This window comes from Kribbella sp. NBC_00889, assembly GCF_045207705.1.
Taxonomy (GTDB): Bacteria; Actinomycetota; Actinomycetes; order Propionibacteriales; family Kribbellaceae; genus Kribbella.
In genome coordinates, this window is the sequence record NZ_CP108783.1 from 692,927 (window position 1) to 712,018 (window position 19,092).

Below are 19,092 nucleotides of genomic sequence, written 5' to 3' on the forward strand. Positions count from 1 at the left end.
GTGAGGGTCGAGTCGTGGAGGTGGCGACGGGGTGCGGATGGGCGAAATGGTGGCGCGGACCGGGGTGAGTGAGCGGTTGCTCCGGTACTACGAGGACCAAGGGCTGCTGAGGCCGCAGCGGCTGGCGAGCGGGTATCGCGAGTACGCCGAGAGCGACGTCGACGTGGTGGCCAGGATCCGGACCTTGCTGGCGGCCGGGTTGTCGACGGCGACGATCTCGCAGGTGTTGCCGTGTGTCACGGCGAAGCTGGAGCCGAGGTGTGAGGTGCTCATCGACCAGCTGCACCAGGAGCGCGACCGGATCACCGCCTCGATCACCGCACTCGAGGAATCCCGTCGCCTGCTCGACGGCGTGCTCTCCACTCCGATGGTGAATTCGGTAACTGACTCCGACTGAACCACTGGCTAGGGTGGTACGCATGCTTGCTGCCTACGCCGCCAAGTTCGACGCCGACGACCCGATCGCCGCTCTGGAGGTGGGGGAGTGCCCCGACCCGACGGTGCCCGAGGGCTGGGTGACGATCGACGTCCGGGCGACCGCGCTCAACCACCACGATCTGTGGTCGCTCAAGGGCGTCGGACTGGCCGAGCAGAACCTCCCGATGATCCTCGGCTGCGACGCGGCCGGAGTCGACCCCGACGGCAACGAGGTCGTCGTGCACGCGGTGATCTCCGATCCGGCATGGAAGGGTGACGAGACGCTCGACCCGAAGCGGTCGCTGCTCAGTGAGCGCTACCAGGGAACGCTCGCGGAGAAGGTCGCCGTACCGGCTCGCAACGTCGTACCGAAGCCGGCCGGGTTGAGCTTCGAGCAGGCGGCGTGCCTGCCGACCGCGTGGCTGACGGCGTATCGGATGCTGTTCACCCAGTCGGGTCTGAAGCCGGGTGACACCGTGCTGGTGCAGGGTGCCGGCGGTGGTGTCGCGACCGCGCTGATCACGCTGGCGCGGGCGGCGGGGATCCGGGTCTGGGCGACCAGCCGGGACGAGGGGAAGCGGGTGAAGGCGCTCGAGATCGGCGCGCACGGCGCGTTCGAGTCCGGTGCGCGGCTGCCGGAGCGGGTGGACGCGGTGATGGAGACGGTCGGGCAGGCGACCTGGTCGCACTCGCTGAAGTCGCTCAAGCAGGGCGGCACGATGGTCATCTCCGGTGCGACCAGCGGCCAGGCGCCGAAGTCGGCCGAGCTGAACCGGATCTTCTTCCTGCAGCTCAGGGTCCAGGGTTCGACGATGGGCACCCGGACCGAGCTCGCCGAGCTGCTCCAGTTCATGGCGAACGCCGGCATCTCGCCGCACATCGACTCGATCCTGCCGCTGGCCGACGCCCGCAAGGGCTTCACCAAACTCAATGAAGGTGACGTCTTCGGCAAGATCGTCTTCACTGTCTAGGTGCAACCTCTCATCCGCCGCGCCACCGTCGAGGACTCCGAGGCCGCGGCCTGGTGCCACTTGCTCTGCTGGCGGGAGGCGTACGCCGACCTGGTCCCGGCCGACCAGTTACTCGAACGGACCAGCGACGTCGACCGCCGGATCGAGCGCTGGACGACCGCCGCCAAGAACGGATGGGTGCGCTGGCTCGCGCTGAATCCGGACCCCGCGGCCGGAGTCGAGGACCGCGTGGTCGGTTTCGCGTCGGGTGGGCCCAACCGGGACGACGACGCCCCGACTCCGCTCGAGCTGCAGGCCATCTACACCCGCCAGAAGTGGTGGGGGACCGGGCTCGGTGCCCGGCTGCTGGAGCTTGCCATTGGCAAGGATCCGGCGAGCCTGTGGGTGTTCGAGGACAACCAGCGGGCCCGATCGTTCTACCAGCGCAACGACTTCGTCGAGGACGGCGCCCGCAAGCACGATCCGTTCTTCGGCCTCTGGGAGATCCGGATGGTCCGGCGCTGACGTTGCACGGCTGAAACATGCGCGTCGCAATGGGGCAATGAGGCGGGCGCACTCTGGTCCTACCGCGGGAAACCCCCGCGGGTCGATCCGCCCGATCGATGAGGGACCAGGAGGGCCCATGAGGCCGACCTTGACGGTGATCGCCGACCCCGCCGACCGCTGGATGACCCGGGCCGCGTGCGTCGGCCAGGCGCCGGCGTACGACGAGTCCGCCACGCACTGGGAGCAGCGCCGGGCCCAGGCCGTGTGCCTGAACTCGTGCCCGGTGATCGACGAATGCCGTGAATGGGCCCGCCGGACCAAGTTCACCGGCACCGCGGCCGGCGAGAAGTTCCTCTCCGGCCGCCGCCGCGGCAAGCCCGGCCCCCAGGAACGCCGCCGAGGCACCCTGGTCGAGGCCGAAGAACAGCAAGCCAGCTGACCCCGCCCACCCGCCTCCCTCCCCGTCTGGTGGGTCCACCCACCAGAGTGCGGGTTGGCGAGTCGCACGCGGTGGGCCAACCCGCGGTCTCGTGGGCTGACCCCCCGCTCACCCGCCTCGCTTCCCGGTCTGGTGGGTTGACCCACCAGAGTGCGGGTTGGCGAGTCGCACGCGGTGGGCCAACCCGCGGTCTCGTGGGCTGACCCCCCGCTCACCCGCCTCGCTTCCCGGTCTGGTGGGTTGACCTATCAGAGTGGGGGTTGGCGAGTCGCACGCGGTGGGCCAACCCGCGGTCTCGTGGGCTGACCCACGAGAGGGGGACGGATCAGACCTCGACGAGCTCGTCGGCGCGCTCGGCGTCGGCGGGCTTGTCCGTCTTCCGGAACGGCGAGGTCAACGTTGCGATGAGGTACTGCCGGTTGCGCACGGCTGCCACGATCGCGAGCACCAGGTAGATCCCGCTGATCACATACCGCCCGGTCTGACCCGGTACGGCGAACTGGATCGCGAACAGACCCAGCAGCGTCCAGGCCGCCCAGCGGGGGAAGCGCAGGCTCAGCAGTACGGCGATCCCCAGCAGCGTCTGCGTCGCGGTGAGCAGGAACTCCTCGATCTGCCGTCCGTCCAGGTGCAGTGCCATCGGTCCACCGCCGATGCCGTAGGCGATCGGGAGGCTGCCGATCAGCAGCGTCCACTGGTTCACCTTGGCCGAGATCAGCAGGCCCAGCGCGGCCGCGCCCTTGCCGCGCCAGGCGAAGAGCAGCGCGACGATGAACTCCGGCGCCTCCGAGGCCAGCGGAGCCAGCCACTGGACCAGCAGGAACTGATCGATCCCGAGTGCGTGGCCACCCTCGACCAGCGAGTCCGCGAACGGCTCCGCGGAGGCCAGGATCACCCCGGCCGAGACCAGGAACATCCCGATCACCGCGATCCGCCGCTGCACCGTCGGCAGCCCGCCGATCGTCGCCGCCGGCCCGATCAGGTCCGGCTCGTCGTCGTGCTCCGACATCGCGGCGCGGTACAGGTAGTAGGCGAAGAGCGCGAGCAACAGGATGCCCAGGACCAGATGGATCTCGCCGGTCACCGGGATGACGAAGGCGACCAGACCGGCGATGGCCAGGAAGCCGAGCTCGCGGCGGTACCCGGCCTCGAGCACGAGTGCCTTGACCGACCGCCGGCTGCGCCGCGAGGCGACGTACAGGCTGAGGAGGACGACGCTGGACCAGCCGAGGCCGAGGAGCAACCGGTTCGAGCCGGTCATGTTGGCGGCGGCGAACTGCACATAGTCCGGGTTGCTGCCCGCCGTGTGGGCGAAGTACAGGTCCACGGCGTACTCCGGGAGCACCGCGATGACCGCCAGCAGGGCGATCGCCAGACCGCTCGAGATGTCCACCTCCGCGGCCTCGGCCGCCCAGGCGAGTACGAACGAGGCGGCGACGACGGCGAGGCCGAAGATGAAGATCGACGGCAGGGCCGAGGGGTGTGCGCCGGTGAGCCGGAGGGCGACCGCGGGGGTCGCCACCACGAGCAGCAGGAGCACAGGGCGGAGGGCTCGGTACATGGTTCCAGCCTGCCACCGTTTTGATACTTTCGCAATTGCGAAAGTGTGAGACCGTCCTCACCCCGGCCCGGCGGACTGCCGCACAGCCCCTTCAGCGGTCACAATGACTGCGCGATGACGACACCGTTTCCCGAACCCACGAAGGCCCAGCTGGACTCCGCCGCCGGCACCTTCGCGATGCTGTCCGCCCCGGTGCGGCTGCATCTGGTCTCATTGGCGGCTCAGGGCGAGTACGACGTCGGCACACTGGCCGAGCGGGTGGGCGTGAGTATCGCCACCGCCAGCCAGCACCTCGGCAAGCTCCGGCTGGCCGGCATCATCACCGCCCGCCGCGAAGGCCGCCGGCACATCTACACCGTCGACGACCCGCACGTCCTGAACCTGGTCGACCAGATCTTCGAGCACATCGCTCCGGACGGCACCCTGGCTCCCGACCCACCCCTACGGACCCGCCCGCCACACGCGGACTAGCGGCCGCCGCGCGTGGACTAAAGCACGTGCCGCAAGTACTGCTCGGGGTGACGCAGGTAGGCACGCCAGTTCTGCACGAGCTCGAGGTCTTCCCAGACCGTCTTCCGGATGCCCCAGTCGCCGGTCTCCAGGATCGTTGCCCCTGGCAAAGCGGCGATCACTGGGGAGTGGGTCGCACAGAGCACCTGCGAGCCCGACTCGGCCAGCCGGTTGAGTACGCCGACCACGGCGAGGCTGCTGGAGAACGAGAGAGCCGACTCGGGTTCGTCCAGGCAGTAGAACCCGCGCCGGGTGAAGCGGTCGTTGATCAGGGTCAGGAAGCTCTCGCCGTGGCTCATCTCGTGGAAGGCCACGTCCGCCGGGCCTGAGGGGCGAGGGTTGTCCTCGAGGTAGGTGTAGAACCCGTGCATGGTCTCGGCCCGCAGGAAGAAGCCGGCCCGCTTGCCGCCGACACCCCGGGTCAACAGGAGTTCGTCCGCCAGTGGTGACTCGGTCGCCCGCGTGGTCAGCCGGGCTCCGGTGGAGCCGCCCTCGGGGGACAGGCCGTAAGCCACCGCGATCGCCTCGACCAGAGTGGACTTGCCGGTGCCGTTCTCGCCGACGAGGAAGGTGACACCGGGATCGAGGTCGAGCCCGTCGGTCAGCAGTTGCCGTACTGCGGGAATCGTGTGCGGCCAAGGCCCGGACGGACGAACGCCCTCCGCCGCGGCCACCCGGCGTACAGGCTGCTCAGCGAAGGGCACTCGCTCACTCTAGAACAGCGTGAGGCTCAGTCGTCCTCGTCGTCGAGGCGGGCCAGCCAGGTGGCGAACCGCTCGATCGGGGTCTCGAACTCGGGGTTCAGGTCGACGAACTCGCGCAGCCGGTCGGCCACCCAGGCCAGCGTGACGTCTTCCTCGCCACGCCGGCCCTCGAGTTCCTCGATCCCTCGGTCGGTGAAGTACACGTCAGCTGAAGGCCTGCTTCAGCAGCGTGGACTGCTCGGCCTGGTGCGCACCCATCGAGCCCACCGAGGTCGCCGACATGGCCGGCCGGGACACCCGGTAGAACGGCTTGCCGCCCAGGTGCTCGGTCAGGTTCAGCGCCATGAACGGCCACGGGCCCTGGTTCGCGGGCTCGTCCTGGACCCAGCGGATCTCGGTCGCGTTCGGGTACTTCGCCAGCTCCGCGACGATCTCGTCGCTCGGCAGCGGGTAGAGCTGCTCGACCCGGATGACCGCGGTGCTGATCTTGTCCGGCTCCGCCTTCTTCCGCTCGGTCAGCAGGTCGTAGACGATCCGCCCGGACGCGAGCACGATCCGGTCGACCGTACCCGCGGTGGCCTCCGCCTCGGCGTCGCTGATGATCGGCCGGAAGGTGCCGTGGGTGAGCTCCTCCGGCTGCGACACCGCCTCCTTGCGCCGCAGCAACTGCTTCGGCGTGAAGACGATCATCGGGTTGTGCTCCTCGCCGAGCGTGTGCCGGCGGAGCAGGTGGAAGTACGACGCCGGCGTCGACGGCTGAGCGACCGTCATCGCGTTCTCCGCACACAGCTGGAGGAAGCGCTCGACCCGGGCCGACGAGTGGTCCGGGCCCTGGCCTTCGTACCCGTGCGGCAGCAGTAGCACGACACCCGACTTCTGGCCCCACTTCGCCTCACCGGCGGAGATGTACTCGTCGATGATCGACTGGGCGCCGTTCACGAAGTCACCGAACTGCGCCTCCCACACGGTCAGCGCGTCCGGCCGGGCCACGGAGTACCCGTACTCGAAGCCGAGGGCGGCGTACTCGCTCAGCAGAGAGTCGTAGACGTGGAAGTTCGCCTGGCTCTCGTCCAGGTTCTGCAGCGGGACGTAGTCCTGGCCGTTGACCCGGTCGATGATGGCGGCGAACCGCTGCACGAACGTGCCCCGGCGGCTGTCCTGACCGGCGAGCCGCACCGGGCGCCCGGCCAGCAGCAGCGAACCGAACGCGGTGATCTCCGCGCTGGCCCAGTCGATCGGGCCCTGGGTGATCGCGGTCGCCCGGCGCTGCAGCTGGGGCAGCACCTTCGGGTGCACGGTGAAGCCCTCCGGCAGCGTGGTGTGCGCGTCGGCGATCTTCTTCAGCACCTCGGGCGTGGTCGCGGTCGCGTCCGGGCCCTCCGGCTTGTCCGGGTAGACCGGCACCGTCACGTACGGCGCTGGGGTGTCCGGCTGGCTCTTGGCCTCGCGGACCTCGGCGAAGACCCGCTCCAGCCGCTGCTGGAAGTCGCGCATCGCCTGCTCGGCCTCTTCGACCGTGATGTCGCCACGGCCGATCAGGGCCTCGGTGTAGAGCTTGCGGACCGACCGCTTCTGCTCGATCAGGTCGTACATCAGCGGCTGGGTGAAGCTCGGGTCGTCGCCCTCGTTGTGACCGCGGCGGCGGTAGCAGACCAGGTCGATGACGACGTCCTTGTTGAACGCCTGGCGGTACTCGAAGGCCAGGTCGGCGACCCGGACACAGGCCTCGGGGTCGTCGCCGTTGACATGGAAGATCGGCGCCTGCACCATCCGGGCCACGTCGGTGGAGTACATCGACGAGCGGGACGAGGCCGGCGAGGTGGTGAAGCCGACCTGGTTGTTCACGATCACGTGGATCGTGCCGCCGGTGCGGTAGCCGCGCAGCTGGGACAGGTTCAGCGTCTCCGCCACCACGCCCTGGCCGGCGAAGGCCGCGTCACCGTGGACCAGCACCGGCAGCACCGGGAACGCGACGCCGCGGTCCAGGATGTCCTGCTTGGCCCGGACGATGCCCTCGAGCACCGGGTCGACCGTCTCCAGGTGGGACGGGTTCGCCGCCACCGACACCTTGATCTTGTCGCCGAACTCGGAGACGAACTCGCCCTCGGCGCCCAGGTGGTACTTGACGTCACCGGAGCCCTGCACTGTCCGCGGGTCGATGTTGCCGTCGAACTCGCGGAAGATCTGGCCGTACGACTTGCCGACGATGTTGGCCAGCACGTTCAGCCGGCCGCGGTGCGCCATCCCGATGACGACCTCGTCCAGGCCGGCCCCGGCCGCCTCCTCGCAGAGCTCGTCGAGCAGCGGGATGGTGGTCTCGCCGCCTTCCAGCGAGAACCGCTTCTGGCCGACGTACTTGGTCTGCAGGAAGGTCTCGAACGCCTCGGCCTCGTTCAGCTTGGCCAGGATCCGCAACTGCTCCTCGCGCGGCACCTTGGTGTGCGGCCGCTCGACCCGCTCCTGGATCCACTTGCGCTGCTCGGGGTCCTGGATGTGCATGTACTCGATACCGGTGGTCCGGCAGTACGAGTCGCGCAGGATGCCGAGGATCTCGCGCAGCTTCATGAACTTGCGCTCGCTGGCCGCCCCGAACGAGCCGGTGGCGAACTCGCGGTCCAGGTCCCACAGGGTCAGGCCGTGGGTGGCCACGTCCAGGTCCGGGTGGCTGCGCTGCTTGTACTCCAGCGGGTCGGTGTCGGCCATGATGTGGCCGCGCACCCGGTAGGCGTGGATCATCTCGAGGATGCGCGCCTGCTTGGAGACGTCCTCCTCGTGGCTGTGCGGGAGGTCGGCGGCCCAGCGGATCGGCTCGTACGGGATCCGCAGCGACTGGAAGATCTCGTCGAAGAAGCCCTCGCCGCCGAGCAGCAGCTGGTGCAGCCGGCGCAGGAACTCGCCCGACTGGGCGCCCTGGATGATCCGGTGGTCGTACGTCGAGGTCAGCGTCATCACCTTGCTGACCGCGAGCTTGGCCATCGTCTCGTCGGCCGCGCCCTGGTACTCCGGCGGGTACTCCATCGCGCCGACGCCGACGATGCAGCCCTGGCCGGCCATCAGCCGCGGCACCGAGTGCTGGGTGCCGATGGTGCCGGGGTTGGTCAGGCTGATCGTGGTGCCCTGGAAGTCGGGCAGCGCGAGCTTGTTGTCCCGGGCCCGCCGTACGACGTCCTCGTAGGCCATCCAGAACTCGGCGAACGTCATCGTCTCGGCGGCCTTGATCGACGGCACCAGCAGCTGCCGGGTGCCGTCCGGCTTCTGCATGTCGATGGCCAGGCCGAGGTTGATGTGCTGCGGCTGGACGTGGGTCGGCTTGCCGTCGGTCTCGTCGTACGACGCGTTCATCTCCGGCAGCGTCTTCAGCGCCTTCACCAGCGCCCAGCCGATCAGGTGGGTGAAGGAGACCTTGCCGCCGCGGGCCCGCTTGAGGTGGTTGTTGATGACGATGCGGTTGTCGATCAGCAGCTTGACCGGGACCTGCCGGACGCTGGTCGCGGTCGGGACCTGGAGGCTGGTCTCCATGTTCTGCGCCGTCCGCGCGGGCGCGCCGCGCATGATCTGGCGCTCGGTGTCCGCGGTGGTGGCGGGAGTGGCCTTGGGCTGGGCGGTGGGCGGCTGGTTCACCGTGCCTCCGGTCGGGGCGGCGGCTTTCGTGGCCGGCGCTTGCTTCGCTGCTGGCTGGCTCTGCGGTACGGCGGCCTGCGTGGCCGGGGTCTGCGTGGCGGCTGCGGCCGCGGCAGGTGCGCTCGAAGCCGGCGCAGACGGCACAGTGCCGCGGCTCGGTGCCTCGGGAGTCTTGTTGTCAGATACGGCGTCGGGCCGGGGAGCGTCGGCCGGGGTGCTCGTCACCGGCTGCGCGTCACCAGGCTGGGATGCCTTGAAGCTGTCACTCTTGAAATAGGCGAGCCACGCCGGATCCACCGAATTCGGGTCCTGCAGGTACTTCTCGTACAGCTCGTCGACCAGCCATTCGTTCGCACCGAAGGCTGCTAGGGGATTTGTGTCTGATGGCTCGGTGGCCACTTGGCAGTTCGCCTCTTCCGATCGGGTCCGGTACCGCGGTGGTTAATGCTGATGTTATGGGTGGTTCCCCAGGGCAAGGCTAATAGCACGCGACCCTCTTCCACAGCCTGGGACCACCGGACCAGTGTGTCGGGTGGTCGGGCTTTGGCGGCTGGATCGCTCGAGGCCTGAAACACTGTGCTGACAGGTGTTTCAGCTCACCGGGCCGACGGTGATCGACCGGTGCTCCGCCGTCCGGACAAACCGTGTCCGGGACGCCTTGCAGTGGAGGGTTTCCGGCGACTCTGACGGTGACCCACGGTGTACGGTTCCAGCCTAACTGGCCACTGTATGCAGTTGCGCACTCGCCCCGGGTGATGATCAGGACTGTGCAGGAATGTGGCCAACGTCACGCTCCGGATCAGTCCACTTCGACACGACTGGTCTTCAGCGGTTGCTGAGCCGCCGAACCAGCTTGAGGCCGGACCAGGTGGCGTCGACCGCACAGACCTTGACGTCCACGACGCCGAGCGGCAGCGCCAGTTCGCGAATGCCGTTCTCGTCCAGGTCGGTCGGTACGCCGGACGACCGCTTCGGCCACGCGATCCAGATCATCCCCGCGGTCGTCGTCTTCGCCAGCAACACCGGCAGCCGCTTCGCCAGCCGGGCCCGGTCCGGGCAGAACGCGAACACCACGTCGTACGGCCCACGCCCCAACCGCCGCGTCGCCGGCACGCCCTCGATCACGAACCCGTCCGGAGCGTTGTCCAGGAGCACGGCGTGCTCGGCCTTGATCCCGAGCTTGGCGACCAGCGGCTTACCCGAATACCCAGGTGTCGTGCTCATAGCCGGATGCTATGTTCTGGATATCAAACATCCAGAACAAGAAGAGGTGCGCGATGATCAGCAATCCCGTCGGCCTCCACGATCCGGTCGGGTTCGGCTACAGCGGTCCGCCGGGCTCGACTACGAGAACGTCTTCCAGCTGCGGACGTACATCGTCGACCACTCGATGGACAAACTCGCTGCGCTCGGTCGGGTGATCGCGAAGTACTGGCCGGAGCGGCCGCCGGTCCAGACCCTGCTCGGCGTCGCCTCACTCGCCCTGCCGGAGATGAGCTTCGAAGTGGACGCTGTCGCGGTACGTCGTTGATCGGTGCGGGCGGCATACTGACCAGATGGCGTTGACGGACGAGGCGATCGTCAAGATCAAAGGGATGATCACCTCGGGGGAACTGGGTCCGGGGGATCGGCTGCCGAAGGAGGCGGACCTCGCGGCGAGGCTGGGCCTGTCGCGGAACTCGCTGCGCGAAGCGGTGAAGGCGTTGACACTGGTCAACGTCCTCGACGTCCGGCACGGTGACGGCACCTACGTCACCAGCCTGGACTCGTCGCACCTGCTGGACGCGCTGAACTTCATGGTCGACCTGCACCGGGACGACTCCGTGCTGCAGTTCTTCGAGGTACGGCGGCTGCTCGAGCCAGGGGTCGCCGCGCTGGCCGCGGTCCGGATCAGCAGGGAACAGGTGACCGAGCTGCGGCTGCTGTGCAGCGACCTCACGCCCGACGCGGAGGTGGAGGAACTGGTCGCCAACGACCTCAGGTTCCATCGCTGCATCGCCGAGGCGACCGGGAACATGGTCGTCTGCTCGCTGCTCGACGGCATCTCCGGAGCGACCCAGCGGGCGCGGATCTGGCGCGGCGTCACCCAGGCCGGCGCGGTCGAGCGGACGCTGTCCGAGCACGCCGCGATCCTGGACGCGATCGAGGCCGGTGACGCCGAGGCCGCCCGCGCCTGGATGACCGCCCACATCGCCGGCGTCGAGACCTGGCTCCGCAAGGCGCCCTGAGGTAGTCCGGTGGTATGGCGTTCGAACCGCCGCCACCCCGCAGTGCGCTGACGCTACGGCTGGTGCTGTCGTGCTTCGGCGTGGCGCTGTTCGTCACGTCCGCGATCCTGTTCGCGGCGTACGACGTACCGGCCGGCTGGGTGATCACCTGCGTGGTCCTGGCGGTCGTCGCCCTGGTCGACCTGGTGATCGTTGCCTGGCGCAAGCGCCGGGAAAATGGTTGAAGCGGTGAAGCACGGCCCGCTACTCTGGTGGACGTCCCATTCCCGACGTCAGGGGTCGCGTTGTAACTCCGAGGTCTTTTCTGCAGCCGGTGATCGCCGCCCGTTCTGGTGCGCGGTCTCGTCCAAGACCTCGTTCGGAGTACACGCATATGAGTAATTCCCTGACCTGTACGGACCTCTTCTTCGCCTGGCCGGACGGCGACGTCCTGTTCGACGGGCTCAACTTCGTCGCCGGACCCGTGCGGTCCGGCCTGGTCGGCCGCAACGGCGCCGGCAAGTCGACGCTGCTGCGCCTGATCGCGGGCCGGCTGACGCCGCAGCGCGGCACGATCCGGGTGGCCGGCGAGCTCGGGTACCTGCCTCAGGACCTGACCCTCGACACCGGTCTGCGGGTCGACCAGGCGCTCGGCATCGACGCGATCCGCCGCGCCGTCACCGCGATCGAGTCCGGGGACGCCTCGGAGGAGAACTTCGCGATCATCGGTGACGAGTGGGACGTCGACGAACGCGCCGAGGCGTTGCTGGGCAAGCTCGGCCTGGGCGCGATCGACCTCGACCGCAGTGTCGGTGAGCTGTCCGGCGGCGAGACGATCCTGCTCGGCGTGGCCGCTGAGTTGCTGCGGCGTCCCGACGTACTGCTGCTCGACGAGCCGACCAACAACCTCGACCTGCGTGCTCGCCGGCACCTGTACGACGCCGTCGACCAGTTCCGTGGTGCGTTGCTGATCGTCAGCCACGACCGCGAACTGCTCGACCGGGTCGACCAGATCGGTGACCTGCGCAAGGGCGACATCACCTGGTACGGCGGCAACCTGACAGCGTACGAGGAGGCGGTGGCGGTCGAGCAGGACGCCGCGGAGCGGACGCTCCGGACGGCCGAGGCCGACGCCCGCAAGCAGAAGCGCGATCTGGTCGAGGCGCGGATGAAGATGGACCAGCGCCGGGCGCGGGGCCAGCGGGCGTTCGAGCAGGGCGGCATCCCGAAGATCATCGCCGGTGGGCTCAAGCGGTCGGCCCAGGTGTCGGCGGGCAAGCATCTCGGGATGCAGTCCGAGCGGCTCGAGTCGGCGCAGGAGGCGGTGGCCGAGGCGGAGGCGAAGGTCCACGAGGACGAGGCGATCCGCGTCGACCTGCCGAAGACCGCCGTACCGGCTGGGCGGGTCGTGCTCCGGCTGGAGGAGCACAAGCTCCGCACCGGCGCGACCGTGGACCTGGAGATCCGCGGGCCGGAGCGGATCGCGCTGACCGGGCCGAACGGCGCGGGCAAGACGACGCTGCTGCAGTCGATCACGAGTGATTCGTTGCCGGTCGTCCCGTTCCGGTACCTGCCGCAGCGGCTCGACCTGCTCCGCGACGACCTGTCGATCGTGGACAACCTGGCGCTGCTGGCATCGAGCACGGAGAACCAGGAACGCCGGTCGCGGCTGGCGCGCTTCCTCTTCCGTGGCCGGGCTGCCGATCAGCTGGTCAGCACGTTGTCCGGTGGTGAACGCTTCCGGGCGACGCTGGCCGCACTGCTGCTGGCCGAGCCTCCGCCGCAGTTGCTGATGCTCGACGAGCCGACCAACAACCTCGATCTGGCCAGCGTTGCCCAGCTCAAGGGCGCGCTCTCGTCGTACAGCGGTGCGCTGATCATCGCGAGCCACGATGTGCCGTTCCTGCGCGAGATCGGCATCACCCGCTGGCTCGAGCTCACCCCGGAGACCCTGACCGACATCGACCCCCTCTAGTGGATCCATACCCCTAGGGGGTACCTTCGGGGTATGGAGGAGCACGAGCACGGCGCGCACGCCGAGCCTGCGGATCACGCCGGGCATTCAGGTCATACCGGGCATTCAGGTCATGCCGGGCATGGGGATCATGCGGCGCAGTTCAAGGACCGCTTCTGGATCAGCCTGGCGCTGGCCGTGCCGGTGGTGTTCTTCAGCGAGATGTTCGCCGACCTGCTCGGCTACACCCGCCCGGACTTCCCCGGCTCCGAGCTGATCGCGCCGGTCCTCGGCACGGTGATCTTCGTGTACGGCGGCCGGCCGTTCCTGACCGGCGGATGGAGCGAACTGAAGTCCCGCCGGCCCGGGATGATGCTGCTGATCTCGATGGCGATCACGGTCGCGTTTGTCGCGTCGTGGGTGACGACCTTGGAGATCGGCGGGTTCGACCTGGACTTCTGGTGGGAGCTCGCGCTGCTGATCGTGATCATGCTGCTCGGTCACTGGCTGGAGATGCGGGCGCTCGGCGCCGCGTCCGGTGCGCTCGACGCGTTGGCCGCCTTGCTGCCCGACTCGGCCGAGAAGGTGACCGACGACGGTGTGGTCGAGGTGATGCTGCACGACCTGCGCGAGGGTGACTTCGTACTGGTGCGGTCGGGCGGGCGCGTGCCTGCGGACGGCACTGTGGTCGAAGGGCAGGCCGAGGTCGACGAGTCGATGATCACCGGCGAATCCCGGCCGGTTGCCCGTGCGGTCGGCGACTCGGTGGTCGCGGGGACCGTTGCCACCGACAACGCTCTGCGGGTCGAGATCACCGCTGTCGGGGATGACACGGCCCTGGCCGGCATCCAACGGCTGGTGGCTGAGGCGCAAGCGTCGTCGTCTCGTGCGCAAGCGCTGGCGGATCGGGCTGCGGCGTTCCTCTTCTACTTCGCGTCGATCGCCGGGCTGATCACCTTCGTGGTGTGGACGTTGCTCGGCGAGCTCGACGAAGCCGTGACGCGGACCGTGACCGTACTGGTGATCGCCTGCCCGCACGCGCTGGGGCTGGCGATTCCGCTGGTGATCGCGATCTCCACCGAGCGCGCCGCGAAGGCCGGCGTACTGGTGAAGGATCGGTTGGCGCTGGAGCGGATGCGGACGATCGATGTGGTCCTGTTCGACAAGACCGGCACGCTGACCAAAGGCGAGCCGGCGGTGACCGGGGTGGCCGCGGCCGGATCCGTATCCGACGAGGAGTTGCTGGAGCTGGCGGCCGCGGTCGAGGCGGACAGCGAGCACCCGCTGGCGAAGGCGATCGTCCGGGCGCATTCCGACCGGGTCCCGGCTGGTCGCGGCCGCGCCGCGGTCGCGTCGGAGTTCCGGTCGCTCACCGGACGCGGTGTCCAGGCGGTTGTGAACGGCGCGGAGGTCGCCGTCGGCGGTCCGGCGTTCCTGCGGGAGTACGGCGTACCTGAGCCGGCTGAGCTGGAGGCGGATGTCGCGGCGTGGAAGGAGCGCGGGGCCGCGGTGCTGCACGTGGTGCGCGACGGGCGGGTGCTCGGAGCGATCGCGTTGGAGGACGAGGTTCGCGAGGAATCTCGCCAGGCCGTCGATGCGCTGCACCGGCGCGGTGTGAAGGTCGCGATGATCACCGGCGACGCGCACCAGGTCGCTGACGCGGTCGCCAGGGAACTCGGGATCGACGAGGTCTTCGCCGAGGTCCTTCCGCAGGACAAGGACGCCAAGGTCGCCGAACTACAGGCTCGTGGGCTCAAGGTCGCGATGGTCGGCGACGGCGTGAACGACGCGCCCGCCCTGGCTCGCGCCGAGGTCGGCATCGCCATCGGCGCCGGCACCGACGTCGCGATCGAATCCGCCGGCGTGGTCCTGGCCGCCGATGACCCCAGAGCCGTCCTGTCCGTGATCACTCTCTCGAAGGCCAGCTACCGCAAGATGTGGCAGAACCTGGCCTGGGCCACGGGCTACAACGTCATCACGGTCCCGTTGGCTGCCGGCGTACTGGCGTTCGCAGGCATCCTCGTCTCGCCGGCCGTAGGCGCCATCCTGATGTCCATCTCGACCATCGTCGTGGCCCTCAACGCCCAACTACTCCGCCGCCTCGACCTCTCACCCCGACGGCTCGCCGCGTAACCCGGCCAGCGTCACCGCGACCAGACGTCGTACCGCAGCTTTCGACGGTATGGCGCCTGCCGCGGTCAGCGCATGAACACAGTACGTCGCCAGCTCCTTCGGCGGAACGTCGTTGCGGACCTCGGATTCGGCCAGCACCTCCGCCAGGTAGTCGACGAGCCGCTGCCGTGCTTGTTTGACGTGTTCGGCTCGGTGGAGTGAGGCGGCGGGCTCGGTTGCCGGGTGCTCGTGGCAGATCAGTGCGTAGGCTTCGAGCACCGCCTCCAGTCGCCCTGTCGGTGGGTCGATGGCGACGAGTTGCGCCAGATGGTTCCCCACCTGCCGTTCATGCCAGGCGACCAGGATCGCCTCCACGTCCGGGAAGTACTTGTACAGCGTCGCCCGCCCGAGCCCGGTCCGCTTCGCCACCTCCGACATCGTCACGCCGGTCGGCCCACGCTCCGCGACCAATGCCGCCGCGGCATCGAGCGTCGCGTCCCGCACCGCACGCCGATGCGCCTCGATGCTGTCGTCCCACAGTTTCGGCACAGCCACACTCTATCTGGACAATCTGTCGGCGTACGAGACACTATGTATCGAAAAGGAGTGACCCCGATGACAGTCCTGGAAGCGCACGTCACCACCACGCGAGCAGCCCGCTACGTAGAGCAACTCAGCAGCCACTTCACCCACCAGCCGGGCGGCATGCGCCTGCTCGCGGACGACCCGGAACAGCTACTGGTCGACCTCAACGGAGTCACCTGGCTGATCCGAGCCGAGGACGGCCGCCTGCTGTTGCGGCTGGAGGCAGATGACCCCACTCACCTGAACGACGCAAGCGCCCACGTCACCCAACGCATCGAACAAATAGGCCGCCGCGACGACCTACGGGTGACCTGGCACCCGGCCTGACCCGCAACGGAGCCCTTGAACAGGAACTGGTGGGCTTGGACAAGGCACAACCTGTCCAAACCCACCAGATGGTGTCCAAGCGCTACGGTGTGGGGGCGTCTTGGCGGAGGAGGCCTTCGGACTTCAGGTCGGACCAGAGTGCCTTGGGGACCTCGGTCCGGGCCAGCGTCGCGTTGGTGTGGACCTCCTCCGGGGTGCGGCAGCCGACGGCAATGCCGGCTACTGCCGGGTGGAAGAGGGGAAAGGCGAGAGCCGCGGCAGGCAGGGTGGTGTTGTGGGCCTCGCAGACGTCAGCCAGGCGATTCGCCTTGTCCACCAGGGATGCGGCGGCCGGCTCGTAGTTGAAGGTGGCCCCGGGCGCCGGCCGGGGCTGGGACAGCAGACCGGAGTTGAAGATGCCCACGGCAACTACCTGTACGTCGTGCTCGAGACAGGCCGGCAGTACGTCGTCCAGGCCGTCGGGGTCGATCAGGGAGTAGCGGCCGGCCAGCATGATCGCGTCGATGTCGATCTCCTGGACGAACCGGGTCAGCATCGCGGTCTGGTTCATGCCGGACCCGATCGCGCCGATCACGCCCTGGTCGCGGAGCTCGATCAGCGTCGGGAAGGCGGTCGCGACGGCCTCCTCGTAGTGGTCGTCCGGGTCGTGCACGAACACGACGTCCAGCCGGTCGGTGCCGATCCGGCGCAGCGAGTCCTCGATGCTCTGCAGCACACCGTCGCGGGAGAAGTCCCAGCGCCGCCGCCGCTTCGAGCTGACCTCGAACCCTTCGTCGTCGGTCGCCGCGTCCTCGGCCTCGTAGATGATCCGGCCGACCTTGCTCGACAGCACGAACTCGTCCCGCGGCTTGCCCCGCAGGCCGACCCCGAGCCGTTCCTCGGCCAGCCCGAGACCGTAGTGCGGAGCGGTGTCGAAGTACCGCCACCCCTCGTCCCAGGCGGCGTTCACGGTCGCGACCGCGTCGGCGTCGTGCACCTCGCCCAGCAGGTTGCCCAGCGGCGCACCGCCGAGTCCGATCCGCTGGTCGTCACCGAAGAGCCTCACGCCGGTGCTCATTTCTGGACCGCCGGAAGCCGCAGGTTCTGCATCCCGCCGTCGACGGCGACCGCCGTACCCGTGGTCGAACCCGACAATGGACTGGCCAGGTAGGCGATCGCGTGCGCGACCTCGTCGGCCGATACCAACCGGCCCATCGGCTGCCGCGCCTCCAGCGCCGCCCGCTCAGCCGCCGGGTCGTCCGCGACGTCGAGCAGCCGGCCGACCCATGGGGTGTCCGCAGTGCCCGGGTTGACGCAGTTCACCCGGATCCCCTCGCGGACGTGGTCCGCCGCCATCGCCATCGTCAGAGCAAGTACGGCGCCCTTGCTCGCGGAGTACAGGGCCCGATTCGGCAGGCCCGCGGTGGCGGCGATCGAGCAGGTGTTGACGATCGCGGCGGATTCGGACTTGCGCAGGTGCGGCAGCGCGGCCCGGGTCACCCGGGCGATCCCGACCACGTTGACGTCGAGGACGCGGTGCCACTCGTCGTCGTCGTTGGCCGCGACCGTGCCCTGCGCGCCGATGCCCGCGTTGTTCACGACGATGTCGATCCCGCCGAGCTGCAGCGCCGCCGCGGCAACGGCGTCGCGGACCGAGCTGTCGTCGGTCACATCCGCGGCGATCCCGGTCAGCGGTTCCGCGACGTCGGGCTTGAGGTCGAAGACGACCACCCGGGCGCCCCGGGCGGCCAGTAGTTGGGCGGCCGCGAGGCCGATGCCCGACGCGCCACCGGTGACAACTGCACGGAGGCCGGCGAAGTCCGTCACTTGTTCTCCTTTGTGAGGTCGGTCCAGATCTTGCCACTCGGGTACCGGAAGTCGCAGAGCGTCTCGGCATCCATCTCGGCACCGAACCCGGGCCGCACCGGCGCCACGTAGTGCCCGTCCCGGATCACCACCGGGTCCAGGAAGTGTTCGTGCAGGTGGTCGACGTACTCGATCACCCGGTTCTCCATCGACCCGCTGACCGCGACGTAGTCGAACATCGACAGGTGCTGGACGAGCTCACACAGTCCCACTCCACCCGCGTGCGGACACACCGGTACGCCGAACTTCGCCGCCAGCAGCAGGATCGCGATGTTCTCGTTCACCCCGGCGACCCGGGCCGAGTCGAGCTGCAGGATCGACAGCGCTTCGGCCTGCAGCAACTGCTTGAACACGACCCGGTTCTGCACATGTTCACCCGTCGCGACCTGGATCGGAGCGATCGCCCGCGCGATGGCCGCGTGCCCGAGGACGTCGTCCGGGCTGGTCGGTTCCTCCACCCACCAGACGTCGTACGGCGCCAGCGCCTCGACCCACCGGATCGCCTCGGCGACGTCCCAGCGCTGGTTCGCGTCGATCGCGATCCGGATGTCCGGGCCGACGGCCTTGCGGGCCAGCCGCATCCGGCGGATGTCGTCGTCCAGGTCCGCGCCGACCTTGAGCTTGATCTGGGTGAAGCCCTCGGCGACCGCCTCGTGGCACAGCCGCACCAGCTTGTCGTCGTCGTACCCGAGCCAGCCCGGCGTGGTGGTGTACGCCGGATACCCGCGCTCGCGCAGCGTCGCCTCGCGCTCCGCGCGACCGGGCTCGGCGGCACGCAGGATCTCCAGCGCCTCGTCCCGGGTCAGCGCGTCGGTGAGGTAGCGGAAGTCGACCAGGTCGACGATCTGCTCCGGAGTCAGGTCTGCCAGCAGCTTCCACAGCGGTACGCCGGCCCGTTTGGCAGCCAGGTCCCAGACTGCGTTCACGACGGCGCCGATGGCCATGTGCATGACGCCCTTCTCCGGGCCGAGCCACCGCAGCTGCGAGTCGTGGACGAGCGACTTCCAGAAACCACCGAGGTCGGACAGCGTCGCATCCAGGTCGAGCCCGATCACATGGTAGCGGAGCGCCTCGATCGCCGCGGTCTGGACGTCGTTGCCACGGCCGATGGTGAAGGCGAACCCGTGCCCCTCGAGCCCGTCGCCGGCATCGGTCCGCAGGATCAGGTACGCCGCCGAGTAGTCCGGGTCGGTGTTCATCGCGTCGGAGCCGTCCAGGTCCAGGGACGTGGGGAAGCGGACGTCGTACGTCTCTAACTCGGTGAACCGTGGCATGGAGGACCCGTTCTGCAGCTGTGGGCGGTCTGTCGCGGGGAATCCTATAGGATATGTGGCGCGAGCGATACCGTCGGCC

20 protein-coding genes are annotated in these 19,092 nt (G+C 68.8%); 11 read left to right on the plus strand and 9 right to left on the minus strand.

Annotated elements, in window-relative coordinates:
- Positions 1 to 37 precede the first annotated feature (37 nt).
- From OG817_RS03540 to OG817_RS03555, 4 genes are all read left to right on the plus strand, one after another.
- The gene (locus OG817_RS03540; protein WP_406057657.1) at positions 38 to 397 is read left to right on the plus strand and encodes a MerR family transcriptional regulator; all 360 of its coding nucleotides are present in this window, start codon (positions 38 to 40) and stop codon (positions 395 to 397) included.
- A gap of 22 nt (positions 398 to 419) precedes the next feature.
- Entirely contained in the window at positions 420 to 1,388 is a 969-nt protein-coding gene (locus tag OG817_RS03545) for a zinc-binding dehydrogenase (RefSeq protein WP_406052097.1), read from the plus strand.
- Positions 1,389 to 1,892 (plus strand): GNAT family N-acetyltransferase, encoded by a 504-nt coding sequence (locus OG817_RS03550; protein ID WP_406052099.1) that lies wholly within the window; start codon positions 1,389 to 1,391, stop codon positions 1,890 to 1,892. It begins immediately after the preceding gene.
- Positions 1,893 to 2,010: 118 nt separating this feature from the next.
- Positions 2,011 to 2,313, plus strand: a complete 303-nt coding sequence (locus OG817_RS03555; protein ID WP_406052100.1) for a WhiB family transcriptional regulator — start codon at positions 2,011 to 2,013, stop codon at positions 2,311 to 2,313.
- Between the two features lie 325 nt (positions 2,314 to 2,638).
- Here the strand turns inward: OG817_RS03555 and OG817_RS03560 are convergent, their stop codons facing one another.
- The gene (locus tag OG817_RS03560) at positions 2,639 to 3,874 is read right to left on the minus strand and encodes a sodium/calcium exchanger protein (RefSeq protein WP_406052102.1); all 1,236 of its coding nucleotides are present in this window, start codon (positions 3,872 to 3,874) and stop codon (positions 2,639 to 2,641) included.
- A gap of 114 nt (positions 3,875 to 3,988) precedes the next feature.
- Between OG817_RS03560 and OG817_RS03565 the strand changes: the two genes are divergently transcribed.
- Entirely contained in the window at positions 3,989 to 4,345 is a 357-nt protein-coding gene (locus tag OG817_RS03565; RefSeq protein WP_360444425.1) for a metalloregulator ArsR/SmtB family transcription factor, read from the plus strand.
- Positions 4,346 to 4,362: 17 nt separating this feature from the next.
- On the opposite strand, the gene OG817_RS03570 is transcribed toward OG817_RS03565, so the two are convergent.
- From OG817_RS03570 to OG817_RS03585, 4 genes are all read right to left on the minus strand, one after another.
- Positions 4,363 to 5,088 carry an AAA family ATPase gene (locus OG817_RS03570; protein ID WP_406052105.1) on the minus strand — a complete coding sequence of 242 codons (726 nt, stop codon included), beginning with the start codon at positions 5,086 to 5,088 and terminating at the stop codon, positions 4,363 to 4,365.
- 26 nt (positions 5,089 to 5,114) lie between these two features.
- Positions 5,115 to 5,291 carry a DUF6104 family protein gene (locus OG817_RS03575; protein WP_406052107.1) on the minus strand — a complete coding sequence of 59 codons (177 nt, stop codon included), beginning with the start codon at positions 5,289 to 5,291 and terminating at the stop codon, positions 5,115 to 5,117.
- Position 5,292: 1 nt separating this feature from the next.
- The gene (locus OG817_RS03580) at positions 5,293 to 9,108 is read right to left on the minus strand and encodes a multifunctional oxoglutarate decarboxylase/oxoglutarate dehydrogenase thiamine pyrophosphate-binding subunit/dihydrolipoyllysine-residue succinyltransferase subunit (RefSeq protein ID WP_406052109.1); all 3,816 of its coding nucleotides are present in this window, start codon (positions 9,106 to 9,108) and stop codon (positions 5,293 to 5,295) included.
- A 426-nt stretch (positions 9,109 to 9,534) separates the two neighbouring features.
- The gene (locus OG817_RS03585; protein WP_406052111.1) at positions 9,535 to 9,933 is read right to left on the minus strand and encodes a DUF3052 domain-containing protein; all 399 of its coding nucleotides are present in this window, start codon (positions 9,931 to 9,933) and stop codon (positions 9,535 to 9,537) included.
- Positions 9,934 to 9,979: 46 nt separating this feature from the next.
- Between OG817_RS03585 and OG817_RS03590 the strand changes: the two genes are divergently transcribed.
- From OG817_RS03590 to OG817_RS03610, 5 genes are all read left to right on the plus strand, one after another.
- A complete protein-coding gene (locus OG817_RS03590; protein WP_406052113.1) occupies positions 9,980 to 10,240 on the plus strand; it encodes a RidA family protein in 261 nt (86 codons plus the stop codon).
- Positions 10,241 to 10,265: 25 nt separating this feature from the next.
- Positions 10,266 to 10,937 carry a FadR/GntR family transcriptional regulator gene (locus OG817_RS03595; protein ID WP_360444408.1) on the plus strand — a complete coding sequence of 224 codons (672 nt, stop codon included), beginning with the start codon at positions 10,266 to 10,268 and terminating at the stop codon, positions 10,935 to 10,937.
- A 14-nt stretch (positions 10,938 to 10,951) separates the two neighbouring features.
- Entirely contained in the window at positions 10,952 to 11,161 is a 210-nt protein-coding gene (locus tag OG817_RS03600) for a DUF6343 family protein (protein WP_131516176.1), read from the plus strand.
- 149 nt (positions 11,162 to 11,310) lie between these two features.
- Positions 11,311 to 12,891 carry an ABC-F family ATP-binding cassette domain-containing protein gene (locus OG817_RS03605; RefSeq protein WP_406052115.1) on the plus strand — a complete coding sequence of 527 codons (1,581 nt, stop codon included), beginning with the start codon at positions 11,311 to 11,313 and terminating at the stop codon, positions 12,889 to 12,891.
- Positions 12,892 to 12,924: 33 nt separating this feature from the next.
- The gene (locus OG817_RS03610; RefSeq protein ID WP_406052117.1) at positions 12,925 to 15,003 is read left to right on the plus strand and encodes a copper-translocating P-type ATPase; all 2,079 of its coding nucleotides are present in this window, start codon (positions 12,925 to 12,927) and stop codon (positions 15,001 to 15,003) included.
- Here the strand turns inward: OG817_RS03610 and OG817_RS03615 are convergent.
- Complete coding sequence (locus tag OG817_RS03615; RefSeq protein ID WP_406052119.1) at positions 14,980 to 15,531, minus strand: TetR/AcrR family transcriptional regulator; 552 nt, start codon at positions 15,529 to 15,531, stop codon at positions 14,980 to 14,982. The two genes, OG817_RS03610 and OG817_RS03615, sit on opposite strands and share 24 nt — an antisense overlap.
- A gap of 66 nt (positions 15,532 to 15,597) precedes the next feature.
- Between OG817_RS03615 and OG817_RS03620 the strand changes: the two genes are divergently transcribed.
- Entirely contained in the window at positions 15,598 to 15,894 is a 297-nt protein-coding gene (locus OG817_RS03620) for a DUF2218 domain-containing protein (RefSeq protein ID WP_406052121.1), read from the plus strand.
- An 82-nt stretch (positions 15,895 to 15,976) separates the two neighbouring features.
- Here the strand turns inward: OG817_RS03620 and OG817_RS03625 are convergent, their stop codons facing one another.
- The 3 genes from OG817_RS03625 to OG817_RS03635 are packed head-to-tail and all read right to left on the minus strand — an operon-like array spanning position 15,977 to position 19,013.
- Positions 15,977 to 16,951: an aldo/keto reductase gene (locus tag OG817_RS03625; protein WP_406052122.1), complete on the minus strand. Its 975-nt coding sequence runs from the start codon at positions 16,949 to 16,951 to the stop codon at positions 15,977 to 15,979.
- Positions 16,948 to 17,700 carry an SDR family NAD(P)-dependent oxidoreductase gene (locus tag OG817_RS03630; protein ID WP_406052124.1) on the minus strand — a complete coding sequence of 251 codons (753 nt, stop codon included), beginning with the start codon at positions 17,698 to 17,700 and terminating at the stop codon, positions 16,948 to 16,950. Before OG817_RS03630 ends, OG817_RS03625 begins: the two co-directional genes overlap by 4 nt.
- Entirely contained in the window at positions 17,697 to 19,013 is a 1,317-nt protein-coding gene (locus OG817_RS03635; RefSeq protein ID WP_406052126.1) for an L-fuconate dehydratase, read from the minus strand. The genes OG817_RS03630 and OG817_RS03635 overlap by 4 nt, the downstream gene beginning before the upstream one ends.
- Positions 19,014 to 19,092 lie beyond the last annotated feature (79 nt).

Bases quoted from the DNA above. Each gene is read 5' to 3' on its own strand.
- OG817_RS03540 (WP_406057657.1), top strand. From the start codon at position 38: ATGGGCGAAATGGTGGCGCGGACCGGGGTGAGTGAGCGGTTGCTCCGG.
- OG817_RS03545 (WP_406052097.1), top strand. From the start codon at position 420: ATGCTTGCTGCCTACGCCGCCAAGTTCGACGCCGACGACCCGATCGCC.
- OG817_RS03555 (WP_406052100.1), top strand. From the start codon at position 2,011: ATGAGGCCGACCTTGACGGTGATCGCCGACCCCGCCGACCGCTGGATG.
- OG817_RS03560 (WP_406052102.1), bottom strand. From the start codon at position 3,874: ATGTACCGAGCCCTCCGCCCTGTGCTCCTGCTGCTCGTGGTGGCGACC.
- OG817_RS03565 (WP_360444425.1), top strand. From the start codon at position 3,989: ATGACGACACCGTTTCCCGAACCCACGAAGGCCCAGCTGGACTCCGCC.
- OG817_RS03585 (WP_406052111.1), bottom strand. From the start codon at position 9,933: ATGAGCACGACACCTGGGTATTCGGGTAAGCCGCTGGTCGCCAAGCTC.
- OG817_RS03595 (WP_360444408.1), top strand. From the start codon at position 10,266: ATGGCGTTGACGGACGAGGCGATCGTCAAGATCAAAGGGATGATCACC.
- OG817_RS03600 (WP_131516176.1), top strand. From the start codon at position 10,952: ATGGCGTTCGAACCGCCGCCACCCCGCAGTGCGCTGACGCTACGGCTG.
- OG817_RS03605 (WP_406052115.1), top strand. From the start codon at position 11,311: ATGAGTAATTCCCTGACCTGTACGGACCTCTTCTTCGCCTGGCCGGAC.
- OG817_RS03610 (WP_406052117.1), top strand. From the start codon at position 12,925: ATGGAGGAGCACGAGCACGGCGCGCACGCCGAGCCTGCGGATCACGCC.
- OG817_RS03620 (WP_406052121.1), top strand. From the start codon at position 15,598: ATGACAGTCCTGGAAGCGCACGTCACCACCACGCGAGCAGCCCGCTAC.
- OG817_RS03625 (WP_406052122.1), bottom strand. From the start codon at position 16,951: ATGAGCACCGGCGTGAGGCTCTTCGGTGACGACCAGCGGATCGGACTC.
- OG817_RS03635 (WP_406052126.1), bottom strand. From the start codon at position 19,013: ATGCCACGGTTCACCGAGTTAGAGACGTACGACGTCCGCTTCCCCACG.